Below are 24,754 nucleotides of genomic sequence, written 5' to 3' on the forward strand. Positions count from 1 at the left end.
CCTTACGCGGCGGTTCAAACTAGCCCACTATTGAGGCACACCATGCAAGCGCATCAACGAATGTTAGATCCGACGCCTCACGGCCTGCATTCCGGCGAGTCCCCGTTGCTCAAGACGGTCGGGCTGACCAAGCGCTATGGCGAGTTCCTCGCCAACGATTCCATCGACATCGACGTCTGGCCTGGGGAAATCCACGCCCTGCTTGGCGAGAACGGCGCCGGCAAATCGACGCTGGTGAAGGCGATCTATGGGCTGATCCAGCCCTCTGCCGGCGAAATCCGCTGGCAGGGCGAACCAATCGTGCTGTCCGGCCCCTCTGAGGCGCGCAGCCGCGGCATCGGCATGGTGTTCCAGCACTTTTCGCTGTTCGACAACCTCACCGTCGCCGAGAACGTCGCCCTTGGCCTCGACGGCAAGGAATCGTTCAAGGACATGTCGGCGCGGCTCGAGCAGGTATCCAGAACCTACGGGCTGCCGCTCGATCCCAGACGGGAGGTCTGGCAATTGTCCGTCGGCGAGCGCCAGCGCATCGAGATCGTTCGCGCGCTGATGCAGGATCCAAAATTCCTGATTCTGGATGAGCCGACCGCCGTGCTGACGCCGCAGGAGGCGGACCAGCTCTTTGTCGTGCTGGAACGGCTCAAGGCCGAGGGCCGCGCCATCCTCTATATCAGCCACAAGCTCGAGGAGGTGAAGCGGCTCTGCGACACCGCCACGATCCTGCGCGGCGGCAGGAAGATCCAGACCTGCAATCCCAGGCAGGAGACCGCCGCCTCGCTCGCGCGCATGATGGTTGGCGGCGAGATCAAGGAAGTGAAGGCGGCCGCCGGGCGGCGGACGACGATACCACGGCTGGTCGTCAACGATCTCTCGCTCGCGCCCGACGAGGCGCATGGGGTCCGGCTCGAACACATCTCGTTCGAATTGAAGGGCGGCGAAATCCTCGGCATCGCCGGCGTCGCCGGCAACGGCCAGGACGAATTGTTTGCCGCCCTGTCCGGCGAGCGATTGTCGAAAGATCCTGGAACGATCGTGATCGAAGGCATCGCCGCCGGCCACCTCTCGATCACCAAGCGCCGCAGGCTCGGCGCCGCCTTCGTGCCCGAAGAGCGGCTCGGCCACGGCACTGCGCCGCGCATGAAGCTGTCGGAGAACGCGCTGCTGACGGGACATGCCGCCAGCGGAATGGTCCATCACGGCTTCATCGACACCGCGGCCACGCTGAAGACGGTGGACAAGGCAACCGAGACGTTTGACGTCCGCAAGGCAAAGCGCGACCCGGAAGCCGCATCCCTCTCCGGCGGTAATCTGCAGAAATTCATTGTCGGCCGCGAGATCCTGCGCAACCCTGCAGTGCTGGTGGTGAGCCAGCCGACCTGGGGCGTCGACGCTGGAGCTGCCGCCGTCATCCGCCAGGCGTTGCTTGACCTTGCGACCGCAGGCGCCGCGGTGCTGGTGACCAGCCAGGATCTCGACGAGCTCGCCGAGATCGCCGACCGTATCGCCGTGATGTTCCACGGCCGGCTGTCTGCTCCGCTGGCGGCAAGCGAGGCGACGCGCGAGAAGCTCGGCCTGTTGATGGGCGGCAGCAGTCTGGAGCCGAAGGAGGCCGCGCATGCAGTTGGTGCTTGAGAAGCGCGCCGAGCGCTCCAACACGATCGCGCTGGTCTCGCCGCTGATCGCGATCGGCCTGACGATCGTGACCATGACCATCCTGTTCGCGATCCTTGGCAAGAATCCGGTGCTCGCCCTGCACGCTTACTTCATCGCGCCTCTGACCGACGGCTATTCGCTTCAGGAGATCGCTGTGAAGGCCACGCCGCTGGTGATGATCGCGATCGGGCTGTCGCTCTGCTACCTCGCCAATGCCTGGAACATCGGCGCTGAGGGGCAATTCCTGATCGGCGCGGTTGCCGGAAGCTGGATTGCGGTCAAGACGCAAGGCACCGATGCCGGAGCCTGGGTGTTGCCGGCCATGCTCGTGCTGGCCGCTGCCGCCGGCGCGCTCTATGCGCTGATCCCGGCAATCTGCAAGGTGAAGTTCGGTGCTAGTGAAATCCTGACCAGCCTGATGCTGGTCTATGTCGCCGACCTCCTGCTGGACTATCTCGTCCGCGGGCCCTGGCGCGACCCGAAGGGTTTCAATTTCCCGACCACGGCGGAGTTCGATCCCGTCTCGACGGTGCCGCTGCTGATCGAAGGTGGCCGGCTGCATTTCGGCTCGATCATTGCACTGCTGGTCGTGGCAGCCGCGGCAATCCTGCTTGGACGCACCATCAAGGGATTCGAGATCCGCGTGGTCGGTGCTGCGCCGCGCGCGGCGCGGTTCGGCGGCTTCAACGCCAACCAGCTGATCATCCTGACCTTCGCGGTGTCCGGCGCGCTGGCCGGCCTTGCCGGCATCATCGAAGTCGCAGGTCCCGTCGGACACCTCCAACCCGGCATCTCACCCGGCTATGGTTTCACCGCGATTATCGTCGCGTTCCTCGGCCGGCTGAACCCGATTGGAATATTAATTGCAGGCCTGTTTCTCGCGCTTACCTTTATCGGCGGCGAGCAGGCGCAGATCGCAATGAAGATCCCGTTGGACGTCACCAAGGTGTTCCAGGGCATCCTGCTCTTCTACGTGCTCGCCTGCGATTCCCTCATTCTCTACCGCTTCAAGCTGGTCTTCCCGAACCGACAGGTGACCCGTGGAGCTGGTTGAAGCCATCATCCTGTCGGTGCTCGCCGCCTCGACACCGCTCCTGATCGCGGCAACCGGCGAACTCGTCACCGAGCGGTCCGGCGTGCTTAATCTCGGCGTCGAGGGCATGATGATTGTCGGCGCGGCCTGCGGCTTTGGCGGCGCGTGGTTGACCGGATCGATTCTGATCGGCGCGCTGTTCGGCATCATCGCGGGAGTGCTGATGTCACTGATCTTCGCGCTGATGGCACTCGGGCTCGCTGTCAACCAGGTCGCAACGGGGTTGGCGTTGACCATCCTAGGCATCGGCCTCTCCGGCCTCATCGGTGCAGGCTTCGTCGGCGAACGGCTCACGCCGGCCGCACATTTATACATTCCTGGCCTCACCGACATTCCTTTGGTCGGCCGCGTTCTGTTCGGCGAGGACGCCTTCGTCTATTTCTCGATCGCACTCATCGTCGGCGTCTGGTGGTTCCTGTATCGCACACGCGCGGGATTGATCCTGCGCGCCTGCGGCGACAATCATATCTCGGCACATGCGCTCGGCTATCCCGTGCTGCGCATCCGCACCCTAGCCGTGATGTTCGGCGGCGCCTGCGCAGGTCTTGCCGGCGCCTATCTGCCGCTTGCCTATACGCCGTTCTTCATTCCCGGCATGACTGCGGGCCGCGGCTGGATCGCGCTCGCGCTCGTCGTGTTCGCATCCTGGCGGCCGGGTCGGCTCGTGGTCGGCGCTTACCTGTTCGGTGCAGTGACGATCCTGCAACTGCATGCGCAAGGCTGGGGCGTCGGCATTCCCTCGCAATTCATGTCTGCACTGCCGTATCTGGCGACGGTCATCGTGCTGGTCCTGCTCTCCCGCGCGCGCACCGGCGGCTCGACCGCGCCGGCCGCGCTCGGCATCGTGTTCGTGCCTGACCGCTAGCGTTTTGGTTTCCGCAGTGTGCGCGATGGGGCGCGCACGCTGCGGATCGTGGCTATCCCCTGATGTTTGGAGATTGATGATGAGGAAATCACTTCTTGCGCTGGCTGCCGGCCTTCTGCTTGCCGGGAGCATCAGTGCAGCTTCCGCCGCCGATAAGCTGAAAGTCGGCTTCATTTACCTCGGCCCGATCGGCGATCTCGGCTGGACCTACCAGCACGATCAAGCGCGCTTGGCGCTCGAGAAGGAGCTTGGCGACAAGATCGAGACCACTTATCTCGAAAATGTCCCTGAAGGTCCCGACGCCGAACGCGCCATCGAGCAGCTCGTCCGCGCCGGCAACAAGCTGATCTTCACGACGTCGTTCGGCTACATGGATCCGACGCTGAAGGTCGCCAAGAAATATCCGAACGTGCATTTCGAGCACGCGACCGGCTACAAGCGCGACAAGAATATGTCGACGTATTCCTCGAAGTGGTATCAGGGCCGCTACATTCAAGGCCTGATCGCGGCCAAGATGTCGAAGTCGGGCGTGCTCGGCTATATCGGTTCGTTCCCGATCCCCGAGGTCGTCTCCGGCATCAACGCGACAATGATCGCGGCGCAGAGCATCAACCCCAACATCAAGGTCAAGATCATCTGGGCCAACACCTGGTTCGACCCGGGCAAGGAAGCCGACGCCGCCAAGGCGCTGATCGACCAGGGCGCCGACGTGATCATGCAGCACACGGACTCGCCCGCCGCGATGCAGATCGCCAGCGAACGCGGCAAGCTCGCCTTCGGCCAGGATTCCGAGATGATCAAGTTCGGGCCCAAGACCCAGCTGACCTCGATCCTCGACACCTGGGCCCCCTACTACATCGCCCGCGTCAAGGCCGAGCTCGACGGCACCTGGAAGTCGGAAGACACCTGGGGCGGTCTCGACAGCCACATGTTTGCGATGGCGCCGTATACCAATATGCCCGACGACGTGAAAAAGATCGCCGAGGATGCCCAGGCCGCGATCACCGCCGGCAAACTGCATCCGTTCAAATGCCCGGTCATTGGGCAGGACGGCAAGGAGATCGAGTGCAAGGGCGGCGCCAATCTCGATGACGGCCAGATCCTCGGCATGAATTTCTACGTCAAGGGCATCGACGACAAGCTGCCGGGCAAGTAGCACGCTTCTTGCATTGCCTAAATCACCTGCTCCTCCCGGAGGAGGTTCGGAGGGGGTGGCCAGAAGCACCCGGCACTTGTGGCCGCCCCCTCTTTCTATCTAGCTCGCCTGCATCGCCCGCGCCGCGGCGCTGTGCCGGCGGATCAGGTCCGGAACGTCCAGTCCCGGGATCGTGCCGTCGATCACGGCCCAGTTCCCCGCCACCATCACCCTGTCAGCCCGATGCGCGCCGCACAGCACCAGCGCAGCCAGGGCATCGCCGTGGCCGGAGAAACGCAGCTCGTCGAGCTTGAACAGCGCGAGGTCGGCGGCCTTGCCGACGGCGATCTCGCCGAGTTCCGGGCGCCCGACGCAGGCTGCCGAACCTTGGGTGGCCCAGCGCAGCGCATCCTTGTGGCTGACCTTGGTCACGCCATAGCGCGCCCGCTGCAGCAGGAACGCCGCGCGCACCTCCTGCATCAGGTTCGACCCATCATTGGAGGCCGAACCGTCGACGCCAATGCCGATCCCGACCCCGGCCTCTTCCATCTCGCACACCGGACAGCAGCCGGAGGCGAGCAGCTGGTTGCTGCACGCGCAATGGCTGATGGTCGTCCTGGCCTTGCCGAGCCGCTTCATCTCGTCGGCGTTGAAAAAGATGCCGTGCGCGAGCCAGGTCCGCGGATTGAGCCAGCCGCATTGCTCGAGATAGTCGAGCGGACGGCAGCCATACATCTGCTGGCAGAACTTGTTCTCGTCCTCGGTCTCGGCCAGGTGCGTGTGCAGGCGCACGTCGAGCTTGTCGGCGAGATCGGCGGTGGCGCACATCAAGGACGTCGTCACCGAAAACGGCGAGCACGGCGCAAGCGCAATCTGAACCATCGCATCCGCGCCGCGCTGGTGATGCTTGGCCACCACGCGCGCGCTGTCGGCCAGGATGGTGTCCTCGTCCTGCACGACGCTGTCAGGCGGCAAGCCGCCGTCGCGTTGCGACAGGTTCATCGAGCCGCGCGTCAGCAGCACACGGACGCCGAGCCGCCTTGCGACGCCGACCTCGATATCGACGGACTCCTCGAGCCCGGCCGGGAAGACATAGTGATGATCCGTCGTCGTCGTGCAGCCCGAGAGCAGCAGTTCCGACATCGCCACGGTGACGCCGAGCTCGAGCGCCTCGGGCGTCATCTTCGCCCACACCGGATAGAGCGCTTGGAGCCAGGGAAACAGCTCGCGATCCATTGCCGCCGGCAGCGCCCGCGTCAGCGTCTGATAAAAATGATGATGGGTGTTGATGAGGCCCGGCAGCACGACATGCTCGCTCGCATCGAACACCGTGACACCGGCAGTCGCCGGCGTTCCAACTGAAGGCACGAGTTCGACGATACGACCATCCTTGACGACGACCCCACGGCCAGCGCCGTCAGCGAGAATGGCCAGGGGATCCCGGATCCAGATCGGCTTTGCGTCGCTCATGTCTCCATTTCTCCTCGCCCTCGTTAACGAATCGCCTGCAAGGCAGAGGCCATCCCGAGAGCGTTATTGCTGCGACTTGTTGTTGCTACTTGGCGCTGGTCTTGCAAGACTTTACCTCGACACAAATCATCAGGCGCAGGCGTTTTCGCAGCCATGGACTTGAATACCATCACAGCGGTCTCCCGTCCGCAAACGCGCGCCGAGCTGCCCGTTTGGACGCCAGGTGATGCTTGGCTCGCGGGCGGCACCTGGCTGTTCTCCGAGCCGCAGATCCACCTCACGCGGCTGATCGATCTCGCCGATCTGAAATGGCCGGCGCTGACGATCACCGACAGTCATCTCAGCATCGCAGCCACCTGCACCATCTCGCAACTCGACGCGTTCACCTCTCCGCCTGACTGGCTCGCGGCCCCGCTGATCAGCCAATGCTGTCGCGCCTTCCTCGCCTCCTTCAAGATCTGGAAAACGGCGACGGTCGGCGGCAATCTCTGCATGTCGCTGCCGGCGGGACCGATGATCTCGCTCACATCCGCACTCGACGGCGTTTGCACAATCTGGAAGGCCGGCGGCGGCGAGCAGAGGATTCCCGTCGCCGAGTTCGTCACCGGCAACCAGCGCAATCGCCTGTCGCCGGGCGACCTTCTGCGGCAGATCGACATTCCGCTTCCTGCCCTGAAGCGTCGCGCCGCGTTTCGCCAGATCTCGCTCGCACCGGTCGGCCGCTCAGCGGCCCTTCTGATCGGAAGCATCGACAGCGATGGTGCGCTGAAGCTGACCGTAACAGCATCGACCGTGCGACCGATCCAGATATTGTTTCCCGGGCCGACCGATGCGAGCACGCTTCGCACTGCGATCTCCGAAGAGATTCCCGACGATCTCTACCACACCGACATTCATGGCAAGCCGCTTTGGCGCAAGCACATGACGCTGCGGCTCGCCGAGGAGATCCGTGCCGAACTGCTGGGTGCAACGCCGTCATGAGCTTCGAGATCAACGGCACGACATTTCCGCAAATGCCGCGCGCCGGCCAATGCCTGCGCACGTTTTTGCGCGAGCTTGGCCAGTTCGGAGTGAAAAAAGGCTGCGACGCCGGCGATTGCGGGGCCTGCACGGTGCTGCTCGACGGCGAGCCGGTGCACAGCTGCCTGATCCCCGCGTTCCGCGCGGAGGGACGCGCCATCACCACGATCGAAGGGCTCGGCGGCGAGGACGGAACGCATCCGATGCAGCAGGCCTTTCTCGACGCGCAAGCGTTCCAGTGCGGCTTCTGCACCGCTGGCATGATCCTGACTTGCGCCTCGTTGAACCAGGCGCAACGTACCGACCTCGGCGCAGCGCTGAAGGGCAATATCTGTCGCTGCACCGGCTATCGCGCGATCGAGGACGCGATCCACGGCAAATGCAATGTCGAGGAGCGCGTCGAGGCCGGCGGCGCCTTCGGCCGCAGCCTGCCGGCGCCCGCAGGGCCGGACGTCGTCCGTGGCAAGGCGCGCTACACGTTCGACACCGAGATCGAGGGCCTGCTGCACGTCAAGCTGCTGCGCTCGCCGCACGCGCATGCCCGGATCGTGTCGATCGACAAGTCGGCGGCGATGGCAGTTCCGGGCGTGCACGCCATCCTGACGCATGAGGATGCGCCGATGGTGCTGACATCGACGGCGCGGCATGAGAAGGATTGGATGGATCCCGAGGATACCCGCATCCTCGACGACGTCGTCCGCTTCGTCGGCCAGAGGGTCGCGGCGGTGGTGGCCGAGAGTGAAGGCATGGCCGAGGAGGCGTGCCGGCGGCTGAACGTCACGTACGAGATTCTGCCCGCGCTGATCGATCCGGAGCAGGCGATGATACCGGGCGCGCCGCTCGTTCATCCCGACAAGACCAGCGCCAACCGCGTTGCCGACGCGCAACGCAACCTGGTCGCCGAGATTCATGGCGAGTTCGGCGATGTCGCCTCCGCACTCGCCACCTCCGCCGTGACGTACGAGGCCACGTTCCACAGCCATCGCGTGCAGCATGCGGCGCTGGAGACCCATGGCGGCCTCGCCTGCCTCGACGAAGCAGGCGTGCTCAACGTCCGCAGTTCGACACAGGTGCCATTCCTGACCCGGCGCGCGCTCTCGGACATCTTTAGGCTTCCGATGGACAAGGTCCGCGTGTTCTGCGAGCGCGTCGGCGGCGGCTTTGGCGGCAAGCAGGAGATGTTCGTCGAGGATATCCTGGCGCTGGCCGCGCTGAAGACGGGACGCCCCGTCAAGCTCGAGCTCACCCGGGAGGAACAGTTCATCGCGACCTCGACGCGGCATCCGATGCGGGTCCACATCAAGGCCGGCGCCGACTCCAGCGGCAAGCTCACCGCGCTCCAGCTCGACGTGCTCTCCAACACCGGCGCTTACGGCAATCACGGCCCCTCCGTGATGTTCCACGCAGTGAACGAATCGATCGCCGTCTATAACTGCCCCAACAAGCGGGTCGATGGCTTCGTTGTCTACACCAATACGGTGCCCGCCGGCGCGTTTCGCGGCTATGGCCTGCCGCAGTCGGTGATCGCGGTGGAAGCCGCGATCGACGAACTGGCCAGGCAGCTCGGCATCAGCCCTTATGACATGCGCCGCCGCAATATCGTCAGGCCCGGCGATCCCATGCTGTCGCCACCTGAGTCCGAATATCACGACGTGCTGTATGGCTCCTACGGGCTCGACCAATGCATCGACCTCGTCGAACGCGCCATGCTGGCGGATCAGCCGCAGCCCGAGCTGTCGCCGGACTGGCTGACCGGCGACGGCATCGCTCTGACCATGATCGACACCGCACCACCCGCCGGCCACATCGCCGACGCCATGATCGCGCTCAACGAGGATGGCGGCTTCGATCTCACCGTCGGTACCGCCGAGTTCGGCAACGGCACCAGCACGGTACACCGGCAGATCGCCGCGACTGTCCTGGCGACCACCGTCGGCAGGATCCGCCTGCGCCAATCCGATACCGCCCATGGCGGCCACGACACCGGCGCCTATGGCAGCACCGGCACCTTCGTGGCCGGCAAGGCGACGCAGGCCGCCGCGGCGCAGCTTGCGGCCGATCTGAAGGCGGCCGCTGCCGGTGCGTGGCTTTGCGATGTCGCGAGCTGCACGCTCGAGGACGAATTCGTCGTCAGCGGCGTGCGCCGCATGTCCTTTACTGAGATCGCGAAGCTCGCGCGCGAGGCGGGTCGTCCGCTCGCGGCGCAAGGCAATTCCGAGGGAACGCCACGCTCGGTCGGGTTCAACGTCCAGGGCTTTCGCGTCGCCGTGAACAAGGGCACCGGCGAGATCAGGATTCTCCGGAGCGTGCAGGCCGCCGATGCCGGAATCGTCGCCAATCCCATGCAATGCCGCGGCCAGGTCGAGGGCGGCGTCGCGCAAGCCCTCGGTGCTGCGCTCTACGAGGAGATGGTGATCGACGCGGAGGGGCGCGTCACCAATGCCAAATTCCGTGACTACCATCTGCCGTCCTTCGCGGACGTGCCGCGCACGGAGGTGTTGTTCGCCGAGACATCCGATACGATCGGGCCGCTGGGCGCGAAGTCGATGAGCGAGAGCCCGTACAATCCGGTCGCCGCCGCTCTCGGCAACGCCATCGCCGATGCCACCGGCATCCGCTTCACCGCGCCGCCTTTCAAGCCGGACCGGCTGTTTCCCGCGCTCCTCGCCAAGTTCGGCGGCTAGCTGCCGCGATAGGTCGAATAGCTCCACGGCGTGACCAGCAGCGGCACGTGGTAGTGCGCCTCCGGCTCGCCGATCGCAAAGCGTAGCGGGATCTCGTCGAGGAACGGCGGATCCGACAGCGGCACGTTGCGCTCGGCGTAATACTTTCCGACGTTGAAGCGGAGCTCGTAGCGGCCGATGGGCAGCGGGCGACCGCCGATCAGCGGCTGGTCGGTGCGGCCGTCAGCATTGGTGACGGTGCGCGCGATGATACGATTCTCGCCGAGCGCAGCGAGCTCGACCAGCTCCACAGGAATCCCCGGCGCGGGCTTGCCGGCGTGGTTGTCCAGCACATGGGTCGAGAGCCGGCCGTGCACCTTCAGCGTGTCGTCGGCGATGACCAACTGGTCGAGCCGCAGCGCCGAGATGCGCCCGATCTCCTCGATCGCACGACGCGTCTCGGTCTTGGCAATGTTGCGCAGCCGCGTCTCGAAGTCGCGCAGCACCGCATCCTTGGTGTGACGTCGCACGCAGACGATATAGGGGAAGCCGAACTTTTCGCGGTAAGCGTTGTTGACGCGCTCGAACGCCGAATATTCGGCCTCCGACAGCCGGTCGAGGCCGGCGCTGTTCTGCTCGTCAGTCGAATCCGCCGTCAGGCCCGCCGCGCGCTGGGTCTTGTTGGCCAAGTCAGGATGCGCGCGGAGCAACGCCAGCTGCACGTCGGGTTCGGCCGCCTGGATCGCCGCCATCAGCGCGGCGTGCAACTGATTGATGCCGGCGAACGGCCGCTGCGCCGCGATCTGCTCGGCAATCCACGGCGAATATTCGACGACATTGGCGAGCGCGGCGACGAAGTCGGCCTTGGTTGCGGCGTTGAGATCGGCGAGCGGGATTTGCGCCATCAGATTTTTACCGGAGCTCGAACGCGTCGGCGGCGAGATGCGCGTGCTTGTCGTGCCAATGCTGCGCGATCTGCAGCCGCGTCGGCACCCAAACGCGATCGTGCTTGCCGACATAATCGAGGAAGCGGATCAGGCCCGCGGCGCGGCCGGGCCGGCCGGCGAGGCGGCAGTGCAGTCCCACCGACATCATCTTCGGCGCGGTCTCGCCTTCGGCGTAGAGCACGTCGAAGGCGTCCTTCAGATAGGTGAAGAACTGCTCGCCTTCGGCAAACCCTTGCGGGTTGATGAAGCGCATGTCGTTGGCGTCGAGCGTATAGGGAATCATGAGCTGCTTGCCGTTCGCGCCCTTGACCCAATAGGGCAGATCGTCGGCATAGGAATCGCAGAGATAGAGGAAGCCGCCCTCCTCCATCAACAGACGGTTGGTGTTGATCGAGGAGCGCCCGGTGTACCAGCCGAGCGGCCGCGATCCGACCGCCTCGGTGTGGACACGGATGGACTCGGCGATCTCGGCGCGCTCCTGCGCCTCGGTCATGTCCTTGTGCTCGATCCATTTCAGGCTGTGGCTTGCGATGTCCCAGCCTGATTCCTTCATCGCCGCGACGATCTCGGGATTGCGCTTCAGCGCAGTGGAGACCCCGAACACGGTGGCCGGCCATTTGCGCTCGCCAAACAGCCGCCACAAGCGCCAGAAGCCGGCGCGCGAGCCATATTCGAACATGGATTCGATATTGGCGTGCCGCTGGCCCGGCCAGGGCTGCGCACCCAGCACGTCGGACAGGAACGCTTCCGAGGCGCGGTCGCCGTGCAAGATGTTGTTCTCGCCACCCTCCTCGAAATTGACAACGAACTGCACCGCGACCCGGGCGTTGCCGGGCCACTCTGGATGCGGCGGGTTGCGACCGTAACCGCGGAGATCGCGCGGGTAGCTGTTGTCAGTCACTCAGACTTCCTCGAAGCGGATCGGCAGCGCACCCTTCCACAGCACGCTCTTGCCGAGCGGTGCCAGGTTCTCCAGCCCCGAAGTCACGGTGATGAAGTGATTGCCGGCGAGCTGGCCCATCTTGCTGGCGAAATGCACGCCGCCATAGGCGAGCAGGATCTCGGTCTCGCTGATGCCGCCGGGATAGAGGATGATCTGGCCCGGGGCAGGATAGCTGGTGTGATTCTCGTAGCCGACACCGAAGTCGAGATCGCCGAGCGGCATCCAGACGCCTTCGCCGCTCCAGCGCACATGGATGATGTGGCTCTCGAACGGCAGCGCCTTGCGGAACGCCGCGACGGTCTTGGGTGCGGCCTGCTCTTCGAAGCGGGCATCGAAGGTGAAATCGCCGGCGCGGATAACGAGTTTGCTCATCTCATCTCTCTGGGTCGGGGCCAAGGGATCGCCCCACGGGGAACTTGCACGCAAAGAGCATTCCAGCGGGCTTCGCGCAAGGGCGTGAGGTCCGTTACCTGCGGTCGTAGGACCAGCCGAAAATGCCGCTCCGCCGTACCTCCGGCTCGGGCTCCGCAGCGGCGGCGGCCGGCGGCGCCTCCTTCAGTTCCGCCTGCGGGGGTGGCGGCGGCGGCACCGGCAGGTTCTCGCATTTCATGGAATAGACCAGCTTGCCGTCCGCGGTGCGTCCGATCGGAGCGCAGGGGTCGGGATGCGCCGCCGCGGCTTTGGGAGCGGGTTTGACCTGCGCCACCGCCGGCGAGGCGATCAAAAGCAGGACCAGCAGATATTTCGACATCGTTGTCGCGCCTGAAACCTTCATTGCTCCCATTCAACCGGATTGCGCCAGCCAAGTCCATCGGGCCCGGCTGGGCGACTGCCGAATATTTAACCGGGACCAAAAAATTTGCTCGCCCCATCGTGAACCCGGCCAGGGTGATATCAGGCCGGACGCATCGCCATGTCATCCGCGACGACGATGATATTCTCACGACCGGAACGTCGTCACGGGAGAAACACCATGCGGAAGACTCTTGCCCTTCTTGGCGCGACGCTCATCACCGCCATCACCATCCAGACCGCCAGCGCGAACGACCGTCAGCACGTTCGCAAGGCACGACCTGCCCCCATTACCCAGTCGGTGCGCGACTCCAATGCAGCCATGTGGCCGTCGCAGCCCTCTGAACCCGACTGGTCGCGCTACGCCAATGGCGCAATGTCGGCACCGGCGGGACGGTGAGACGAAAGGTGTAGAGCGCTCTCGTGCCCCGGACGCGGTGCAGCGCGTTGCGTTGCTGCGCAGAGCCGGGACCCACGCGACACGGATTGCTCGGAGATCTGGGCTCTGCAGCGCACCGTACCGGACGATGCTTCGCATCGCCGGGGACGCTGCGCTGCGTCCGGGGCACGAAAGCGGAAGATGCGGCGCGACGTTCCACGTCATTGCGAGCGGAGCGAAGCAATCCAGACTGCCTCCGCAGAGAGATTCTGGATTGCTTCGCTGCGCTCGCAATGACGGAGTGTGTGGCGGCAGGCTGGTTCTCCAAGTGACCCTGTCATTCCCCGCGCAGGCGGGGAATCCAGTACGCCGCGGCTTCTCGGTTCTTTCATTGCTGTCTCGGCGTACTGGATCGCCCGGTCCTAGTGCGCAATTGCGCACTGGCCGGGCGATGACGGCGAGCGTGTAGACGCAGTATGAGGCCACGGCATCGCTCTTCCGTTCGCAGGTGTCGTAGGGTGGGCAAAGGCGCCAAGCGCCGTGCCCACCATGTGCTGGTGGTGGGTACGCTTCGCTTTGCCCACCCTACGATAGCGTCGCCTGCGGCAAGCAGCTCCAATCGCAGACACGCCTTTGCGGTTGGACGCTCCACACCTCCGCAAAGGCTTGACCGTAGCGACGACGGCCGGGACCACACGGTTTTGCCGTACGCGCGTTCGCTTGGTGCCGCAGGGGCTTTCGGCAGTGTGCACACGCACCGAAAGCATGTTGGCACGACGAACGAACAGCGCCGCTCATCCACACGCGGTCTCGGGCTCACAGGGACTACCCGCCCTGCCCGCACCCTCTCGTGCCGACGCTGCCGCGTCCACCGCATCCCCGGCTCGCAAACGTGACGACGTACGATCGCCCCTCAAGGTGAGCCGGGATGGGCGATACATACGACATTTCCGAATTTCGGTAAAGTGTAATATTTTTGCGCACGTGGATTGACAGAGGGCGACACACGCCGGCCTCTCCGTGTCATTCCGGGGCGCGCTTCTTGGCGCGAGCCCGGAATCCATTTCACAGCGTGACCTGGGGCCCGATGGATTCCGGGCTCGATGCTGCGCATCGCCCCGGAATGACGATGGGGAGAGTCCGTGGCCATATCAATACGGATCGTAGTAGGAGCGCGGCCCACCATAGTAGCCATAGCCCGGACCATAATAGCGCGGGCCGCCATAGTAATAATTGTCGTAATATTCCTGGCGCCGGCTCTCGGCGATCGCGCCTCCGATCAAACCGGCCGCGGCGCCCATGAAGGCAAGGCCCGCAGCGCTCGGCCCGCGCCGGTAATAGCGATGACGGCGCGCGGCGCTGAAATCGGTCGCGGCGGATGCGCCCTGCCCGGCCGTGGCGGCGGGCGGAGCCTTGGCCGGACCCTTGGCCGCTGCCGGCGATCCGGCAGCCGACGGCGCGACGGACGCGACGGCCAGAGCAAGACCGGCGAACGCCGCCAGTGCAGTGCTGCGGCCATTTCTCGATTTCACCGACCTGTCACTCATCTTCGCGTCCTCTGCTCTCGCCAAAAAAGGCGACATGAAAACACGGTATAATGCGCAAGGCGCCGCAATGGTTTCGCGATCGCGGCAATCTGCCACGCTTTGACTGGATGTACCGCGTCTAGGCCCGATAGCTCCAGTACTTCCGCACCGCATCGCCCGCGGCCTGGAGGTCAAAACGCTGGTCGGGCGCGAGTTGCTGCACGATCAAACTGAACATGTCGTTCAGGATCGAGCGCTTCTCGCCGAAATAGGAATGGCGCAGGCCGACCAGGCTGGTATCGACCAGCGAGGCATCGATGGTGTCGACGCCGTCGACGATCGTCAGCGCCTCGCCAGCCTCGCCCGCCCGGGGATAGCCGTGCACGAATTTCGAGGCCAGCAGCGCCACGTCGCGCGACGAGGCATAGAGCGTGACGCGCGCCGCGCAGCCTTTGAATTTTGCCGCGAGCTGGACAAAACGGTCACGATCGATATCAGGCGCGGCAAAGACGATCTGACCGAGCTTTGCGGCATCGGCCGGCAACCGCCAGGACGTCACGCCTTCGAGCGTGTTGATCACGGCGCGGTTGCCCATGCTGTGAGCGATGACGTGGACCTTGCCGGCGCCGATCTCGCCGAGCGCGAGCTGGAGAAACGCTTCGAAATGATCGCGCGACCAGTCGATCGTGCTCTCGTCCACCGTGTACTTCCTGGTGTCCGCCGCCGACGCCCAGCTATAGAGCAGCGTCCTGCCGGCGAATTTCAGATCCACGGCAAGCTGCCCGGCGCGCCGCGCCGCGTCTTCAAATGTGACGTTATAACCATGTACGAAGATCAGGACGTCGTGCAAATCCGCCGCCGCAAGCGAATCCTTCAAGGTGGTGACGAAGGCGTCCCTGCCCAGCGCGCCCACCGACTTGAGGATGACGTGCTTCTCCGGATTGGCCGAGAATTCGAGGTGCCACCACTTCGGACCGGTGAGCTCGCCGAGGTCGCGGCCATGCGTGGGCACGCTGACCTCGGCGATCCCGAATGACGGCGTCCCGCGCGCAGCGCCAAAATAATGCGCGGGCGTGTCGTCGCCGCGGGCGCGGTCGGTGCCGTAGAACACGGGGATGGTGACGATTCCGGTCGCCTCATCCATGGTCGGCTCGACGATATCAGGGACGACCAGCGGCGAGACCCGGCCACGGCGGGTCACGGTCTCGGTGGCGGGTGCGGGGGCCGCCATGTCTTCCATCACATGCGAGACGAGCTCCGTAGCGGGCGCCTCTGCGAGCAGCCGCACGAGCAGCAGGTCGAGCGACTGGCGAAGCCTGGCCGGATCCTCGCCTTTGCCGGCGCGACCGGCCAATTCCTGCAATTCGTCGGCGTAAGGGGGCCATTTGTCGCCCAGCAGATCCTTCAGCCGGGGCCCGAGTTCGAGCAAGGCAAGCAACAGGCGAAGCGTGTCCGACATCGCACGTCCCTCGTCGCTGGATGCGGCCGGGGGCCAGCCCCGCCGTCGATCCCTAGCCTAGAGGTTGTGAACGATCTGGCAAGTCCGCCCGGCGTGCCGACCTCAGCCTGCCTGGGTGCGATTAGGACAATGCACCCAGCACGCCGCGCGTGGCCTTGTCGATCTCCTCGACATAGCGGCGGCGGGCGGTGGTCTCGGTCAGGAAGCCGACCACCTTGCGGCTGTCGGTGGAATCGACCACCGCCAGCATTTCGGCCTCGGCCTCGTCGAACACCGCCATGGCAGACTTCACGTTCATTTCCGGGATCAGCACGATCTCGGTCAGCCGCGCAAGTTCGATGATCTGGATGTCGTCGGCGATGGTGTCGAGGTCGCTGGAGAACAAATCGGGCAGCAGGACCAGGCCGACATATTCGTCGGCGTTGTTGACGACGACGACGCCCGGGCGCGATCCCAGCGGAAATTCGCTGCGGGTCGCGGCGATCGTGGTGCTCGAGGGCACCTTGGCGACGTCGGAGCGCATCAGACGCTCGACGGTGAGGTTGCGCAGCCAGCCGACGTCATTGGCGCTGCGGATGGTCTCGCCGCGCAGATGCAGGCGCCAGGTCGAGAAGGAGTGGCCGAACATGAAGCGGACGCAGATCGAGGTGACGATGCAGCCGGCCAGCACCACGGCGGTGACGTCGACATTGCGGGTCATCTCGAGCACGAGGAACGACATGGTCAAGGGACCGCCGACGATGGCAACGCCCAGCGTCGCCATGCCGGTCAGCATCGCCACCAGCGGATCGATCACGAAGTTCGGGCTGATCAGGAGCAGCACCGCGGAGAAGAACTTTCCGATCAGGCTGCCGACGAACAGCGAGGCGAAGAACAGACCGCCGCGGAAGCCCGAGGCCAGCGAGATCAGGCAGGCCGTCACCTTCAGCCCGATGATGATCGCGACCAGGCCGATCGTCATGTCGTGGAAGAGGTCGAGCACCATGGCGCCGTGGCCGGCCGCCAGCACCTGCGGCGTGACGAGGGCGAAGCTGCCGACGATGAGACCGCCGAACACCGGGCGCAGCCAGACTGGCAGCCATTTGAACAGGCGCTCGAACATCGGCGAGGAGCGCATCACGGCAATGCCTACGCCGCTGGTGATGAGCGCGAGCCCGATCAACGCCAGATATTGTTCGACGCCGACGGCGCTGACCTTCGGTATTTCGATGGAGTAAGGCGCGCCGCCGAGCCATTGCGCAGTGAGCGCGCCGGCGAGCGACGCCGCCAGGATCGGCGCGGCGCTGCCGACCGAATAGACGCCGACGATCAGCTCGCAGGCGTAGAACGCGCCGGTGATCGGCGCGCCGAACGCCGCGGCGATCGCAGCGGCGGCGCCGCAGCCGACGATCAGGCGAAGATCGTTACGGCGGAGATTGAAGAATTTGCCGAACAGGGAGGCGATGCCCGAGCCGATCTGGGTGTAGCCGGCCTCGAGGCCGACAGACGCGCCGCAGCCGTTCGAGATCAGGGTCTGGCTCGACACCACCACGCTGTCGCGCATCGACAGATTGCCGCCGCGCAGCGCGTTGGCCTCGATCGGGTCGACCGCGCTCGAGATCTTCAGCCGCCGCCGCCACCATTCCATGATGCCGAGCATGAGGCCGCCGAGCGCCGGCGCGATCATCGCCGCCCACGGATTGATATAGGTGTTGGCGGAGAGGCGTACGTCGATCGGAATGCCGTAGATCACGACATGGGCGATCTGCGCGATCACGGCCATCAGGGTCACGATCGCACCGGCCAGCGTGCCGATGACGAGCGCGAGCGGGATCAGGTAGAACTCGTTGCTGCGCAACAGCGCGCGCAGCCGGACCATCGTGCGGTTGGTCCCCTTGCCGTCGACGAAATATCTGATCCGCGCGAACACCGCTTGCGAGCCCTACCCTTCCGACAGGCCGTAGCCGGCCATGCGCTGACGGACCCGCTCGATCTCGGCGCTCGAGAGCAGCGGCGGTTTACCGATCTGGAGGCAGCCGTGATATTGCCGCGCCAGCGTCTCGACCTCGACGGCGAGCCACATCGCCTTGTCGAGCGTCTGGCCGATCGCAATCATGCCGTGATGGTCCAGCAGGCAGGCGAGCCGCCCCTCCAGGGCGCGCACGGCGTGCCTGGACAATTCCACTGTCCCGAAGGTGGCATAGGGCGCGCAGCGGATGCTGTTGCCGCCGGCCGCCGCGATCATGTAGTGCACCGGCGGAATCTCCATGCCCATGATCGCCAGGATGGTGCAATAGGTCGGATGGGCGTGCACGACGGCGTTGACCTCAGTGCGCGCCTTCAGGATGTCCAGATGGAAGCGCCACTCGCTGGACGGCTTCTGGCTAGGTGCATGCGAGCCGTCCATCGCCATGAAGACGATCTGGTCCGGCGTCATGGTGTCATAGGGCAGGCTGGTGGGCGTGATCAGGAGCCCCTCGCCATGCCGCACGCTGATATTGCCTGAGGTGCCCTGGTTGATGCCGAGCGCATTCATGCGGCGGCAGGCGTCGATGATGGCCTGTCTCTTTGCGAGTTCGTCCGCTGTCATCGACTTCGATTTCATCTCGACCTTCTTGACGATGGGCGTCTTGTTAGACCCGAAGTACGTCAAAGCAATATGGCTGCGCAAGCGAAAGCGGAACTGTTCTGGCGCCAGATTGCCGGCGCGCCCGCATGGGCGATGAATTTATTGTAAAATCAACAGATTAACAGTTCGTCGCGGACCCAGAAGTCTCAACACAGGTTGGCCCGGACAGCCGCAATGCCGTTGATCGCGAATTGCACCGAATAGGCCCCGGCGGCATGCCGAGCACCCGCGAGGGTACCGCATTTCCGGTGCGGCCGAGCGTGCGCGCGCAGCAGCGTCACGAAGGCGGAGAGGGCGAAGTCGAGCATGGCTGGGCGTCACGGAAGTCCAGCCACAGCGGCTCGCGCAGGCCTTCGCGAGGAACATTTGCCTGTCCCGGCTCTTGATCGCGAGAGGATTGAGGAAGGACGGGCCTTCCCGTGTCGCCTCATCAGGAGGACCTATGGCGAAGAAAGCAAAGAAACGTGCACCCGCGAAAAAGGCCGCATCGCGCCGCCCGCGTCGGGTGCCCAAGATGCTGAGCGACCTTTTCCTGGAAACGCTGAAAGACATCTATTACGCGGAGAACAAGATCATCAAGACGCTGCCGAAGATGGCCAAGGCCGCGCATTCGAAGGACCTTGCGGCCGCCTTCAACAAGCACCTGCGGGAGACGCAGGGCCAGGTCAAACGGCTGGAGCAGATCTTCGGGATGCTGGACAAGCCCGCTCGCGGCAAGCCGTGCGAGGCGATCAACGGCATCACCGACGAGGGCGCCGAGATCATGAAGGACTTCAAGAACGCCCCTGCCCTCGACGCGGGCCTGCTTGCCGCGGCGCAGGCCGTCGAGCACTACGAGATCTCCCGATACGGCACACTTCGCACCTGGGCCGAGGAGCTCGGCATGCCCGAAGCGGCAAGGCTGCTGCAGGATACGCTCGACGAGGAAGAGGCGACCGACCACACCCTGACCGAGCTCGCCACGTCGGTCATCAACCTCGAAGCGGAGGCCGAATACCGCGAAGCCGCCTGATCCCGACCACCCGCCCAATTGTTGCCTCCGGCGCCGCGGAACATCTTTCGCGGCGCCGATGCGCCTCAGCACAAGGGATTGGCGCAAGGACCTGTCGCAAGGACCTGGCGCAAGGGCCTGCTCCCGTTCGAGAGGCAGGCATGCCGCCAACGCGCGATGCTGGAATTTGCGGGAACCATCACCATATCCCCGTTTTCCAACCGCAGCGCCTTCTTCCGAGTTTTGCCATGCAACCCAAGAATCCCTTCGACTGGATGCTGTCCGAGGCCCTCGACCAGCTGACCCGCGGCGAACGCATGCGGCAGCAGTTCGGCCGTCAGGACGCCTGCTGGGAGCCGCCGATCGACGTGCTCGAGACCGAGCATGAGCTTCTGATCCTGGTCGCGCTTCCCGGCGTCAATCCGGACAATGTCGAGACGGTCATCCATGACGGGGTCCTGGTCATTTCGGGCCAGCGCACGCTGCCGCCGGAACTGCGCAACGCCCGCATCCACCGGCTCGAGCTGCCGCAGGGACGCTTTGAGCGCCGCATTGCATTGCCCCTTGGCCGCTACGCCATCAGCCGCTTCGTGATGGACGGCTGCGTCGCGCTGCGCCTCGCCAAATCCTGAGGTCGATCATGGCCACCGAACAGATGAATACCGCACAGACCAATCCTGACGTGAAGATCCCCGACGACGCACTGATCATCATCCCCGTGCGCGAGATGGTGCTGTTCCCCGGCGCCATCGCGCCGATCGCGATCGCCCGGCCGAAATCCGTCGCCGCCGCCCAGCAGGCGCTGCGCGAGCAGCGGCCGGTCGGCATCGTGCTGCAGCGGAGCCCCGAGATCGACGAGCCCGGCCCCGATGATGTCTACAAGGTCGCGACCATCGCCAACATCGTGCGCTACATCACCGCACCCGACGGCACGCATCACATCGTCTGCCAGGGCGTGCAGCGCGCGCGTATCCTCGACTTCCTGCCGGGGACGCCGTTCCTGGCTGCGCGTTTCCAGCAGATCCCCGAGCCGACCACGACCTCACCCGAGATCGAGGCACGAGCGCTGAACCTGCAGCGCCAAGCCATCGAGGCGATCGAGCTGCTGCCGCAGGCCCCGCCTGAGCTGGTCGCGATGTTCCAGGGCACCAGTGCGCCCGGCGCGCTGGCGGACCTGGCGACGTCGTTCATGGACATCAAGCCGCAGGACAAGCAGGAGGTGCTGGAGACCATCGACCTCTCCTTGCGCGTCGAGAAGGTGTCGAAGCACCTGGCCGAACGGCTGGAGGTGCTGCGCATCTCCAACGAGATCGGCCAGAAGACCCGCGCCTCGTTCGACGAGCGGCAGCGCGAGGCGATCCTGCGCGAGCAGATGGCGACGATTCAGCGGCAACTGGGCGAAGGCGACGGCAAGGCCGCCGAAGTCGCCGAGCTGACGGCTGCGATCGCCAAGGCCAACATGCCGCCGGAAGCGGACGCGCATGCCAGGAAGGAGCTGCGCCGCTACGAGCGCATGCCCGAGGCTGCCGGTGAAGCCGGCATGGTGCGCACCTATCTGGACTGGCTGATCGAGCTGCCCTGGGCGCTGCCGGCGGAGAAGCCGATCGACATCAAGGAAGCACGTCGCATCCTGGATGCGGATCACTATGGCCTGGAGAAGATCAAGAGCCGGATCATCGAATATCTGGCGGTGCGCAAGCTGGCGCCGCAAGGCAAGGCGCCGATCCTCTGCTTCGTCGGCCCGCCCGGCGTCGGCAAGACCTCGCTCGGCCAGTCCATCGCCCGCGCGATGGATCGCCCCTTCGTGCGCGTCAGCCTGGGCGGCGTGCATGACGAGGCCGAGATCCGCGGCCACCGCCGCACCTATATCGGCGCGTTGCCCGGCAACATCATCCAGGGCATCAAGAAGGCGGGCGCCCGCAACTGCGTCATGATGCTGGACGAGATCGACAAGATGGGCCGTGGCGTGCAGGGCGACCCCTCCGCCGCGATGCTGGAGGTGCTCGACCCCGAGCAGAACGGAACGTTCCGGGACAATTATCTGGGCGTGCCCTTCGACCTGTCGCGTGTTGTCTTCATCGCGACCGCCAACATGCTGGACCAGATTCCGGGTCCGCTGCTGGACCGCATGGAGCTGATCAGCCTCGCCGGTTACACCGAGGACGAGAAGCTGGAGATCGCACGGCGCTATCTGGTGCGGCGGCAGCTGGAGGCCAACGGCCTCTCGCCCGACCAGGCCGAGATCGAGCCGGAGGCCTTGAAGCTGATCGTCAAGGGTTACACGCGCGAGGCCGGCGTGCGTAACCTCGAGCGCGAGATCGGCAAGGTGTTCCGCCATGCCGCGGTGCAGATTGCCGAAGGCACGACCGCAAAGGTCGTGGTCACGGCAAAGGACATCGCGGCCATACTGGGCCAGCCGCGCTTCGAGGGCGAGATCGCACTGCGCACCAGCGTTCCGGGCGTGGCCACCGGCCTGGCCTGGACGCCTGTCGGCGGCGACATCCTGTTCATCGAGGCAACGCGGGTGCCCGGCAAGGGCGCGATGATCCTGACCGGCCAGCTCGGCGAGGTCATGCGCGAGAGCGTGCAGGCTGCGCTGACGCTGGTGAAGAGCAGAGCCAGCCAGTTCGGCATCGATGCCTCGATGTTCGAGAAGAGCGACATCCACGTTCACGTGCCCGCGGGGGCAACCCCGAAGGACGGACCGAGCGCGGGCGTTGCGATGTTCACGGCGCTGACGTCGCTGCTCACCAATCGCACGGTGCGGAGCGACACGGCCATGACCGGCGAGATCTCGCTGCGCGGCCTGGTGCTGCCGGTCGGCGGCATCAAGGAGAAGGTCGTGGCTGCGGCCGCGGCCGGCTTGAAGCGGGTGATGCTGCCGGCGCGCAACAAGCGGGACTATGACGACATCCCGAAGAGCGCGCGGGACAATCTCGAATTCATCTGGCTGGAACGTATCGACGAGGCCATCGCCGCCGCGCTCGAGCCGGCGGAAGTCGGCGCCAAGGTCGAAGCGGCGGAGTGAATGCGATGAAGAAACTGCTGGAAGACGCGAAGCGATCGCGGACAACGCAGAAGCTGCGCCAGCTGCTGGGTCGGGCCATCGACCGGGTGCGCGATGCGCTTGCAGGACCGGAGCCGCGGCTTCAGCCGATCCCGGTCCGGGTGAAGCGCCGCAAGGGTTGAGCCCTCCGTCTCAGGCCCTCGCGGCTGCCCCAAGTCAAAAGGCCCCCTTTATCGAGGGGGCCTTTGCGTTATCAGGCCACGGCGTCCTTGGCCGCCTTGACCGGGCGGGCGCGGACGATCTTCCGGGCCGGCTTGGCCTTGAACATCATCTCTTCACCCGTGAACGGGTTGGTGCCCTTGCGCGCCTTGGTCGCGGGCTTCTTGATGACCACGAACTTGGCGAAGCCCGGCACCAGGAACAGGCCGTTCTTCTTGAGCTCCTTGTGGCCGACGTCGGTCAGCGTCTCCATGACGCTCTTGACGTCGCGCTTGGAAAGCTCGGTGGCGGTCGCAATCTTTTCGATCAACTGCGATTTGGACATTTGGGCTGGCATCGTGTCTCCTCTGATTCGTTGCCGGTTGCATATTAGACCAACCGGCGAAGGCCTATAGCCTTCTGCACAGTTTTGTCGCGGTTTTACGGGCTTTTTTGGCCCCCTGAGACAAAAAACCCTGCATTTTAGCGGCTTCCAGAGCGGATGGCGCCTCGCGCAGCGGTTTTTGCCTTGTTTCAAAGGCCCGCAAGCAGCCTTGCTAAAGCTGATTCGATGCTTTCGACAAGCGACGACCGGCCTCTTTGTGAGAGGAGAAGCGCGATTCACCCTGAAAAATAAGGCTTGATCGTCGCCCTGCGACGTTTTTCCCTGCTTTTTACGGGGCCGCGGCGCGCTAGACGCGCTCGATGATGATGGCCGGCGCCATGCCGCCGGCCGCGCACATGGTGACGAGACCGCGCTTGAGGTCGCGCCGTTCGAGTTCGTCGAGCACGGTGCCGATCAGAATCGATCCGGTCGCGCCGATTGGATGACCGAGCGCGATCGAGCCGCCATTGACATTGACCTTGGCGCGGTCGAGCTTGAGATCCCTGATATATTTTTCGGTCACCACCGCAAAGGCCTCGTTGATCTCGAACAGGTCGATGTCGTCGATGGTGAGCCCGGCCTTCGCCAGCACCTTCTTCGTCGCCGGCACCGGCGCGTTCAGCATCAAGGTCGGGGAGTCCCCCATATTGGCCATCGCCACCACGCGAGCGCGGGCTTTAAGGCCGTGCGCTCTAGCGTAAGACGGCGATGCGAGCAGGATCGCGGCAGCGCCGTCAACGACGCCCGACGAGTTGCCGGCATGGTGCACGAAGTTGATGTCGAGATCAGGATATTTTTGCAGGATCAGGCCGCGATAGGTCGTGCCCTTGTCGTCCAGCGCATAGTCGGCGATCGCGGGGAACGCCGGCTTCAGGGCAGCCAGCCCTTCCATCGTCGTCCGCGGGCGCGGATATTCTTCATGGTCGAGCGCGAGGCTGCCGTCCTCGCGATGCACGGGCACGAGGCTCTTCTTGAAATGGCCGCCGGCAATCGCCTGCGCGGCGCGCTTCTGGCTTTCGAGGCCAAGCGCGTCGACGTCCTGCCGGGTGATGCCTTCCAGCGTCGCGATCGCATCGGCGCAGACGCCCTGATGCGACTGCGGATGTCTGGCGCGAAGCCGCAGATTGCCGGAGTCCATCATCATCGGACCGCCGCCGCGGCGCCCCTCCATCGACATCATCTCGCAGCCGCCGGCGATGACCAGATCCTCCGCGCCCGCCATGATCGAGCTCGCCGCCATGTTGACGCTGGTGATGCCGGAACCGCAGAAGCGATCCAGCGTCACGGCGCTGGCTCGCACGTCATAACCGGCATCCAGCGCCGACATGCGGCCAAGATCGCCGCTTTGCGTTGCCACCTGCGCGCTGCAGCCCCAGACGATGTCGTCGACATCGGCGGTGTTGATCCCGGTGCGATCAGCCAGGGCGCGCAGCACGGTGGCACCTAACTGCTGCGGATGAATGCCCGAGAGAGCTCCCTTGCCGGCCTTGCCGACGCCGCGCGGGGTGCGGCAGGCATCGATGATCAGCGCGTCGGTCATGGGCGTTGTCCTCTTGTTATGCGTGTTGAGGACGGTTTTGAATCACGGGGGAGGCGGAGTCAATGCAAGGTGTTTACGCG

At 64.9% G+C, this 24,754-nt stretch carries 23 protein-coding genes; 11 read left to right on the forward strand and 12 right to left on the reverse strand.

What is annotated here, in order from left to right:
- Positions 1 to 60 precede the first annotated feature (60 nt).
- The 4 genes from HYH07_RS02805 to HYH07_RS02820 all read left to right on the forward strand — a co-directional run bounded on the left by HYH07_RS02805 (position 61) and on the right by HYH07_RS02820 (position 4,767).
- A complete protein-coding gene (locus tag HYH07_RS02805) occupies positions 61 to 1,632 on the forward strand; it encodes an ABC transporter ATP-binding protein (RefSeq protein WP_220001025.1) in 1,572 nt (523 codons plus the stop codon).
- The gene (locus HYH07_RS02810; protein WP_220001026.1) at positions 1,616 to 2,707 is read left to right on the forward strand and encodes an ABC transporter permease; all 1,092 of its coding nucleotides are present in this window, start codon (positions 1,616 to 1,618) and stop codon (positions 2,705 to 2,707) included. The genes HYH07_RS02805 and HYH07_RS02810 overlap by 17 nt, the downstream gene beginning before the upstream one ends.
- Positions 2,694 to 3,611: an ABC transporter permease gene (locus HYH07_RS02815; RefSeq protein ID WP_220001027.1), complete on the forward strand. Its 918-nt coding sequence runs from the start codon at positions 2,694 to 2,696 to the stop codon at positions 3,609 to 3,611. The genes HYH07_RS02810 and HYH07_RS02815 overlap by 14 nt, the downstream gene beginning before the upstream one ends.
- 79 nt (positions 3,612 to 3,690) lie before the next feature.
- Positions 3,691 to 4,767, forward strand: coding sequence for a BMP family ABC transporter substrate-binding protein (locus HYH07_RS02820; protein ID WP_220001028.1), 1,077 nt, complete (start codon positions 3,691 to 3,693; stop codon positions 4,765 to 4,767).
- Positions 4,768 to 4,866: 99 nt separating this feature from the next.
- On the opposite strand, the gene HYH07_RS02825 is transcribed toward HYH07_RS02820, so the two are convergent.
- Positions 4,867 to 6,216, reverse strand: coding sequence for an 8-oxoguanine deaminase (locus HYH07_RS02825; protein WP_220001029.1), 1,350 nt, complete (start codon positions 6,214 to 6,216; stop codon positions 4,867 to 4,869).
- Positions 6,217 to 6,369: 153 nt separating this feature from the next.
- Between HYH07_RS02825 and HYH07_RS02830 the strand changes: the two genes are divergently transcribed.
- Together HYH07_RS02830 and HYH07_RS02835 are read left to right on the forward strand one after the other, a co-directional pair.
- Positions 6,370 to 7,197, forward strand: coding sequence for an FAD binding domain-containing protein (locus tag HYH07_RS02830; protein WP_220001030.1), 828 nt, complete (start codon positions 6,370 to 6,372; stop codon positions 7,195 to 7,197).
- The gene (locus HYH07_RS02835; protein WP_220001031.1) at positions 7,194 to 9,920 is read left to right on the forward strand and encodes a molybdopterin-dependent oxidoreductase; all 2,727 of its coding nucleotides are present in this window, start codon (positions 7,194 to 7,196) and stop codon (positions 9,918 to 9,920) included. The genes HYH07_RS02830 and HYH07_RS02835 overlap by 4 nt, the downstream gene beginning before the upstream one ends.
- On the opposite strand, the gene uraD is transcribed toward HYH07_RS02835, so the two are convergent.
- The 4 genes from uraD to HYH07_RS02855 all read right to left on the reverse strand — a co-directional run bounded on the left by uraD (position 9,917) and on the right by HYH07_RS02855 (position 12,540).
- On the reverse strand, positions 9,917 to 10,804 hold the full coding sequence (gene uraD / locus HYH07_RS02840) for a 2-oxo-4-hydroxy-4-carboxy-5-ureidoimidazoline decarboxylase (protein ID WP_220001032.1): 888 nt from the start codon (positions 10,802 to 10,804) through the stop codon (positions 9,917 to 9,919). The genes HYH07_RS02835 and uraD overlap by 4 nt on opposite strands.
- A 7-nt stretch (positions 10,805 to 10,811) precedes the next feature.
- Positions 10,812 to 11,747, reverse strand: a complete 936-nt coding sequence (gene puuE / locus HYH07_RS02845) for an allantoinase PuuE (protein WP_220001033.1) — start codon at positions 11,745 to 11,747, stop codon at positions 10,812 to 10,814.
- On the reverse strand, positions 11,748 to 12,161 hold the full coding sequence (locus HYH07_RS02850) for a DUF3830 family protein (RefSeq protein WP_057750758.1): 414 nt from the start codon (positions 12,159 to 12,161) through the stop codon (positions 11,748 to 11,750).
- Positions 12,162 to 12,255: 94 nt separating this feature from the next.
- The gene (locus HYH07_RS02855; RefSeq protein WP_220001210.1) at positions 12,256 to 12,540 is read right to left on the reverse strand and encodes a hypothetical protein; all 285 of its coding nucleotides are present in this window, start codon (positions 12,538 to 12,540) and stop codon (positions 12,256 to 12,258) included.
- Positions 12,541 to 12,762: 222 nt separating this feature from the next.
- On the opposite strand from HYH07_RS02855, the gene HYH07_RS02860 reads away from it, so the two are divergent.
- Positions 12,763 to 12,981, forward strand: a complete 219-nt coding sequence (locus HYH07_RS02860) for a hypothetical protein (RefSeq protein ID WP_220001034.1) — start codon at positions 12,763 to 12,765, stop codon at positions 12,979 to 12,981.
- A 1,130-nt stretch (positions 12,982 to 14,111) separates the two neighbouring features.
- Here the strand turns inward: HYH07_RS02860 and HYH07_RS02865 are convergent.
- From HYH07_RS02865 to HYH07_RS02885, 5 genes are all read right to left on the reverse strand, one after another.
- Positions 14,112 to 14,507 (reverse strand): hypothetical protein, encoded by a 396-nt coding sequence (locus tag HYH07_RS02865; RefSeq protein WP_220001035.1) that lies wholly within the window; start codon positions 14,505 to 14,507, stop codon positions 14,112 to 14,114.
- A gap of 118 nt (positions 14,508 to 14,625) precedes the next feature.
- Positions 14,626 to 15,945, reverse strand: coding sequence for an alpha/beta hydrolase (locus HYH07_RS02870; RefSeq protein WP_220001036.1), 1,320 nt, complete (start codon positions 15,943 to 15,945; stop codon positions 14,626 to 14,628).
- 121 nt (positions 15,946 to 16,066) lie between these two features.
- A complete protein-coding gene (locus HYH07_RS02875) occupies positions 16,067 to 17,854 on the reverse strand; it encodes a chloride channel protein (RefSeq protein WP_220001037.1) in 1,788 nt (595 codons plus the stop codon).
- Between the two features lie 12 nt (positions 17,855 to 17,866).
- A complete protein-coding gene (locus tag HYH07_RS02880) occupies positions 17,867 to 18,514 on the reverse strand; it encodes an L-fuculose-phosphate aldolase (protein ID WP_220001038.1) in 648 nt (215 codons plus the stop codon).
- Positions 18,515 to 18,699: 185 nt separating this feature from the next.
- The gene (locus tag HYH07_RS02885) at positions 18,700 to 18,861 is read right to left on the reverse strand and encodes a hypothetical protein (RefSeq protein WP_220001039.1); all 162 of its coding nucleotides are present in this window, start codon (positions 18,859 to 18,861) and stop codon (positions 18,700 to 18,702) included.
- A 134-nt stretch (positions 18,862 to 18,995) separates the two neighbouring features.
- Here HYH07_RS02885 and HYH07_RS02890 point away from each other — a divergent pair, with 134 nt between their 5' ends.
- The 4 genes from HYH07_RS02890 (at position 18,996) to HYH07_RS02905 (ending at position 22,733) form a co-directional block, all read left to right on the forward strand.
- Positions 18,996 to 19,565: a ferritin-like domain-containing protein gene (locus HYH07_RS02890; protein WP_057750779.1), complete on the forward strand. Its 570-nt coding sequence runs from the start codon at positions 18,996 to 18,998 to the stop codon at positions 19,563 to 19,565.
- Positions 19,566 to 19,792: 227 nt separating this feature from the next.
- Positions 19,793 to 20,176 carry an Hsp20/alpha crystallin family protein gene (locus HYH07_RS02895; protein ID WP_057751381.1) on the forward strand — a complete coding sequence of 128 codons (384 nt, stop codon included), beginning with the start codon at positions 19,793 to 19,795 and terminating at the stop codon, positions 20,174 to 20,176.
- 8 nt (positions 20,177 to 20,184) lie between these two features.
- Complete coding sequence (gene lon / locus HYH07_RS02900; protein ID WP_220001040.1) at positions 20,185 to 22,572, forward strand: endopeptidase La; 2,388 nt, start codon at positions 20,185 to 20,187, stop codon at positions 22,570 to 22,572.
- A gap of 5 nt (positions 22,573 to 22,577) precedes the next feature.
- Positions 22,578 to 22,733, forward strand: a complete 156-nt coding sequence (locus tag HYH07_RS02905) for a hypothetical protein (protein ID WP_167353991.1) — start codon at positions 22,578 to 22,580, stop codon at positions 22,731 to 22,733.
- 71 nt (positions 22,734 to 22,804) lie between these two features.
- Here HYH07_RS02905 and HYH07_RS02910 read toward each other — a convergent pair whose 3' ends face one another.
- Both HYH07_RS02910 and HYH07_RS02915 read right to left on the reverse strand, forming a co-directional pair.
- Positions 22,805 to 23,107 carry an HU family DNA-binding protein gene (locus HYH07_RS02910; protein ID WP_008139488.1) on the reverse strand — a complete coding sequence of 101 codons (303 nt, stop codon included), beginning with the start codon at positions 23,105 to 23,107 and terminating at the stop codon, positions 22,805 to 22,807.
- Between the two features lie 334 nt (positions 23,108 to 23,441).
- A complete protein-coding gene (locus HYH07_RS02915; protein WP_220001041.1) occupies positions 23,442 to 24,674 on the reverse strand; it encodes an acetyl-CoA C-acetyltransferase in 1,233 nt (410 codons plus the stop codon).
- Positions 24,675 to 24,754: the final 80 nt, after the last annotated feature.

It is taken from the genome of Bradyrhizobium sp. BR 10261 (assembly GCF_019455395.1).
GTDB lineage: Bacteria > Pseudomonadota > Alphaproteobacteria > Rhizobiales > Xanthobacteraceae > Bradyrhizobium > Bradyrhizobium manausense.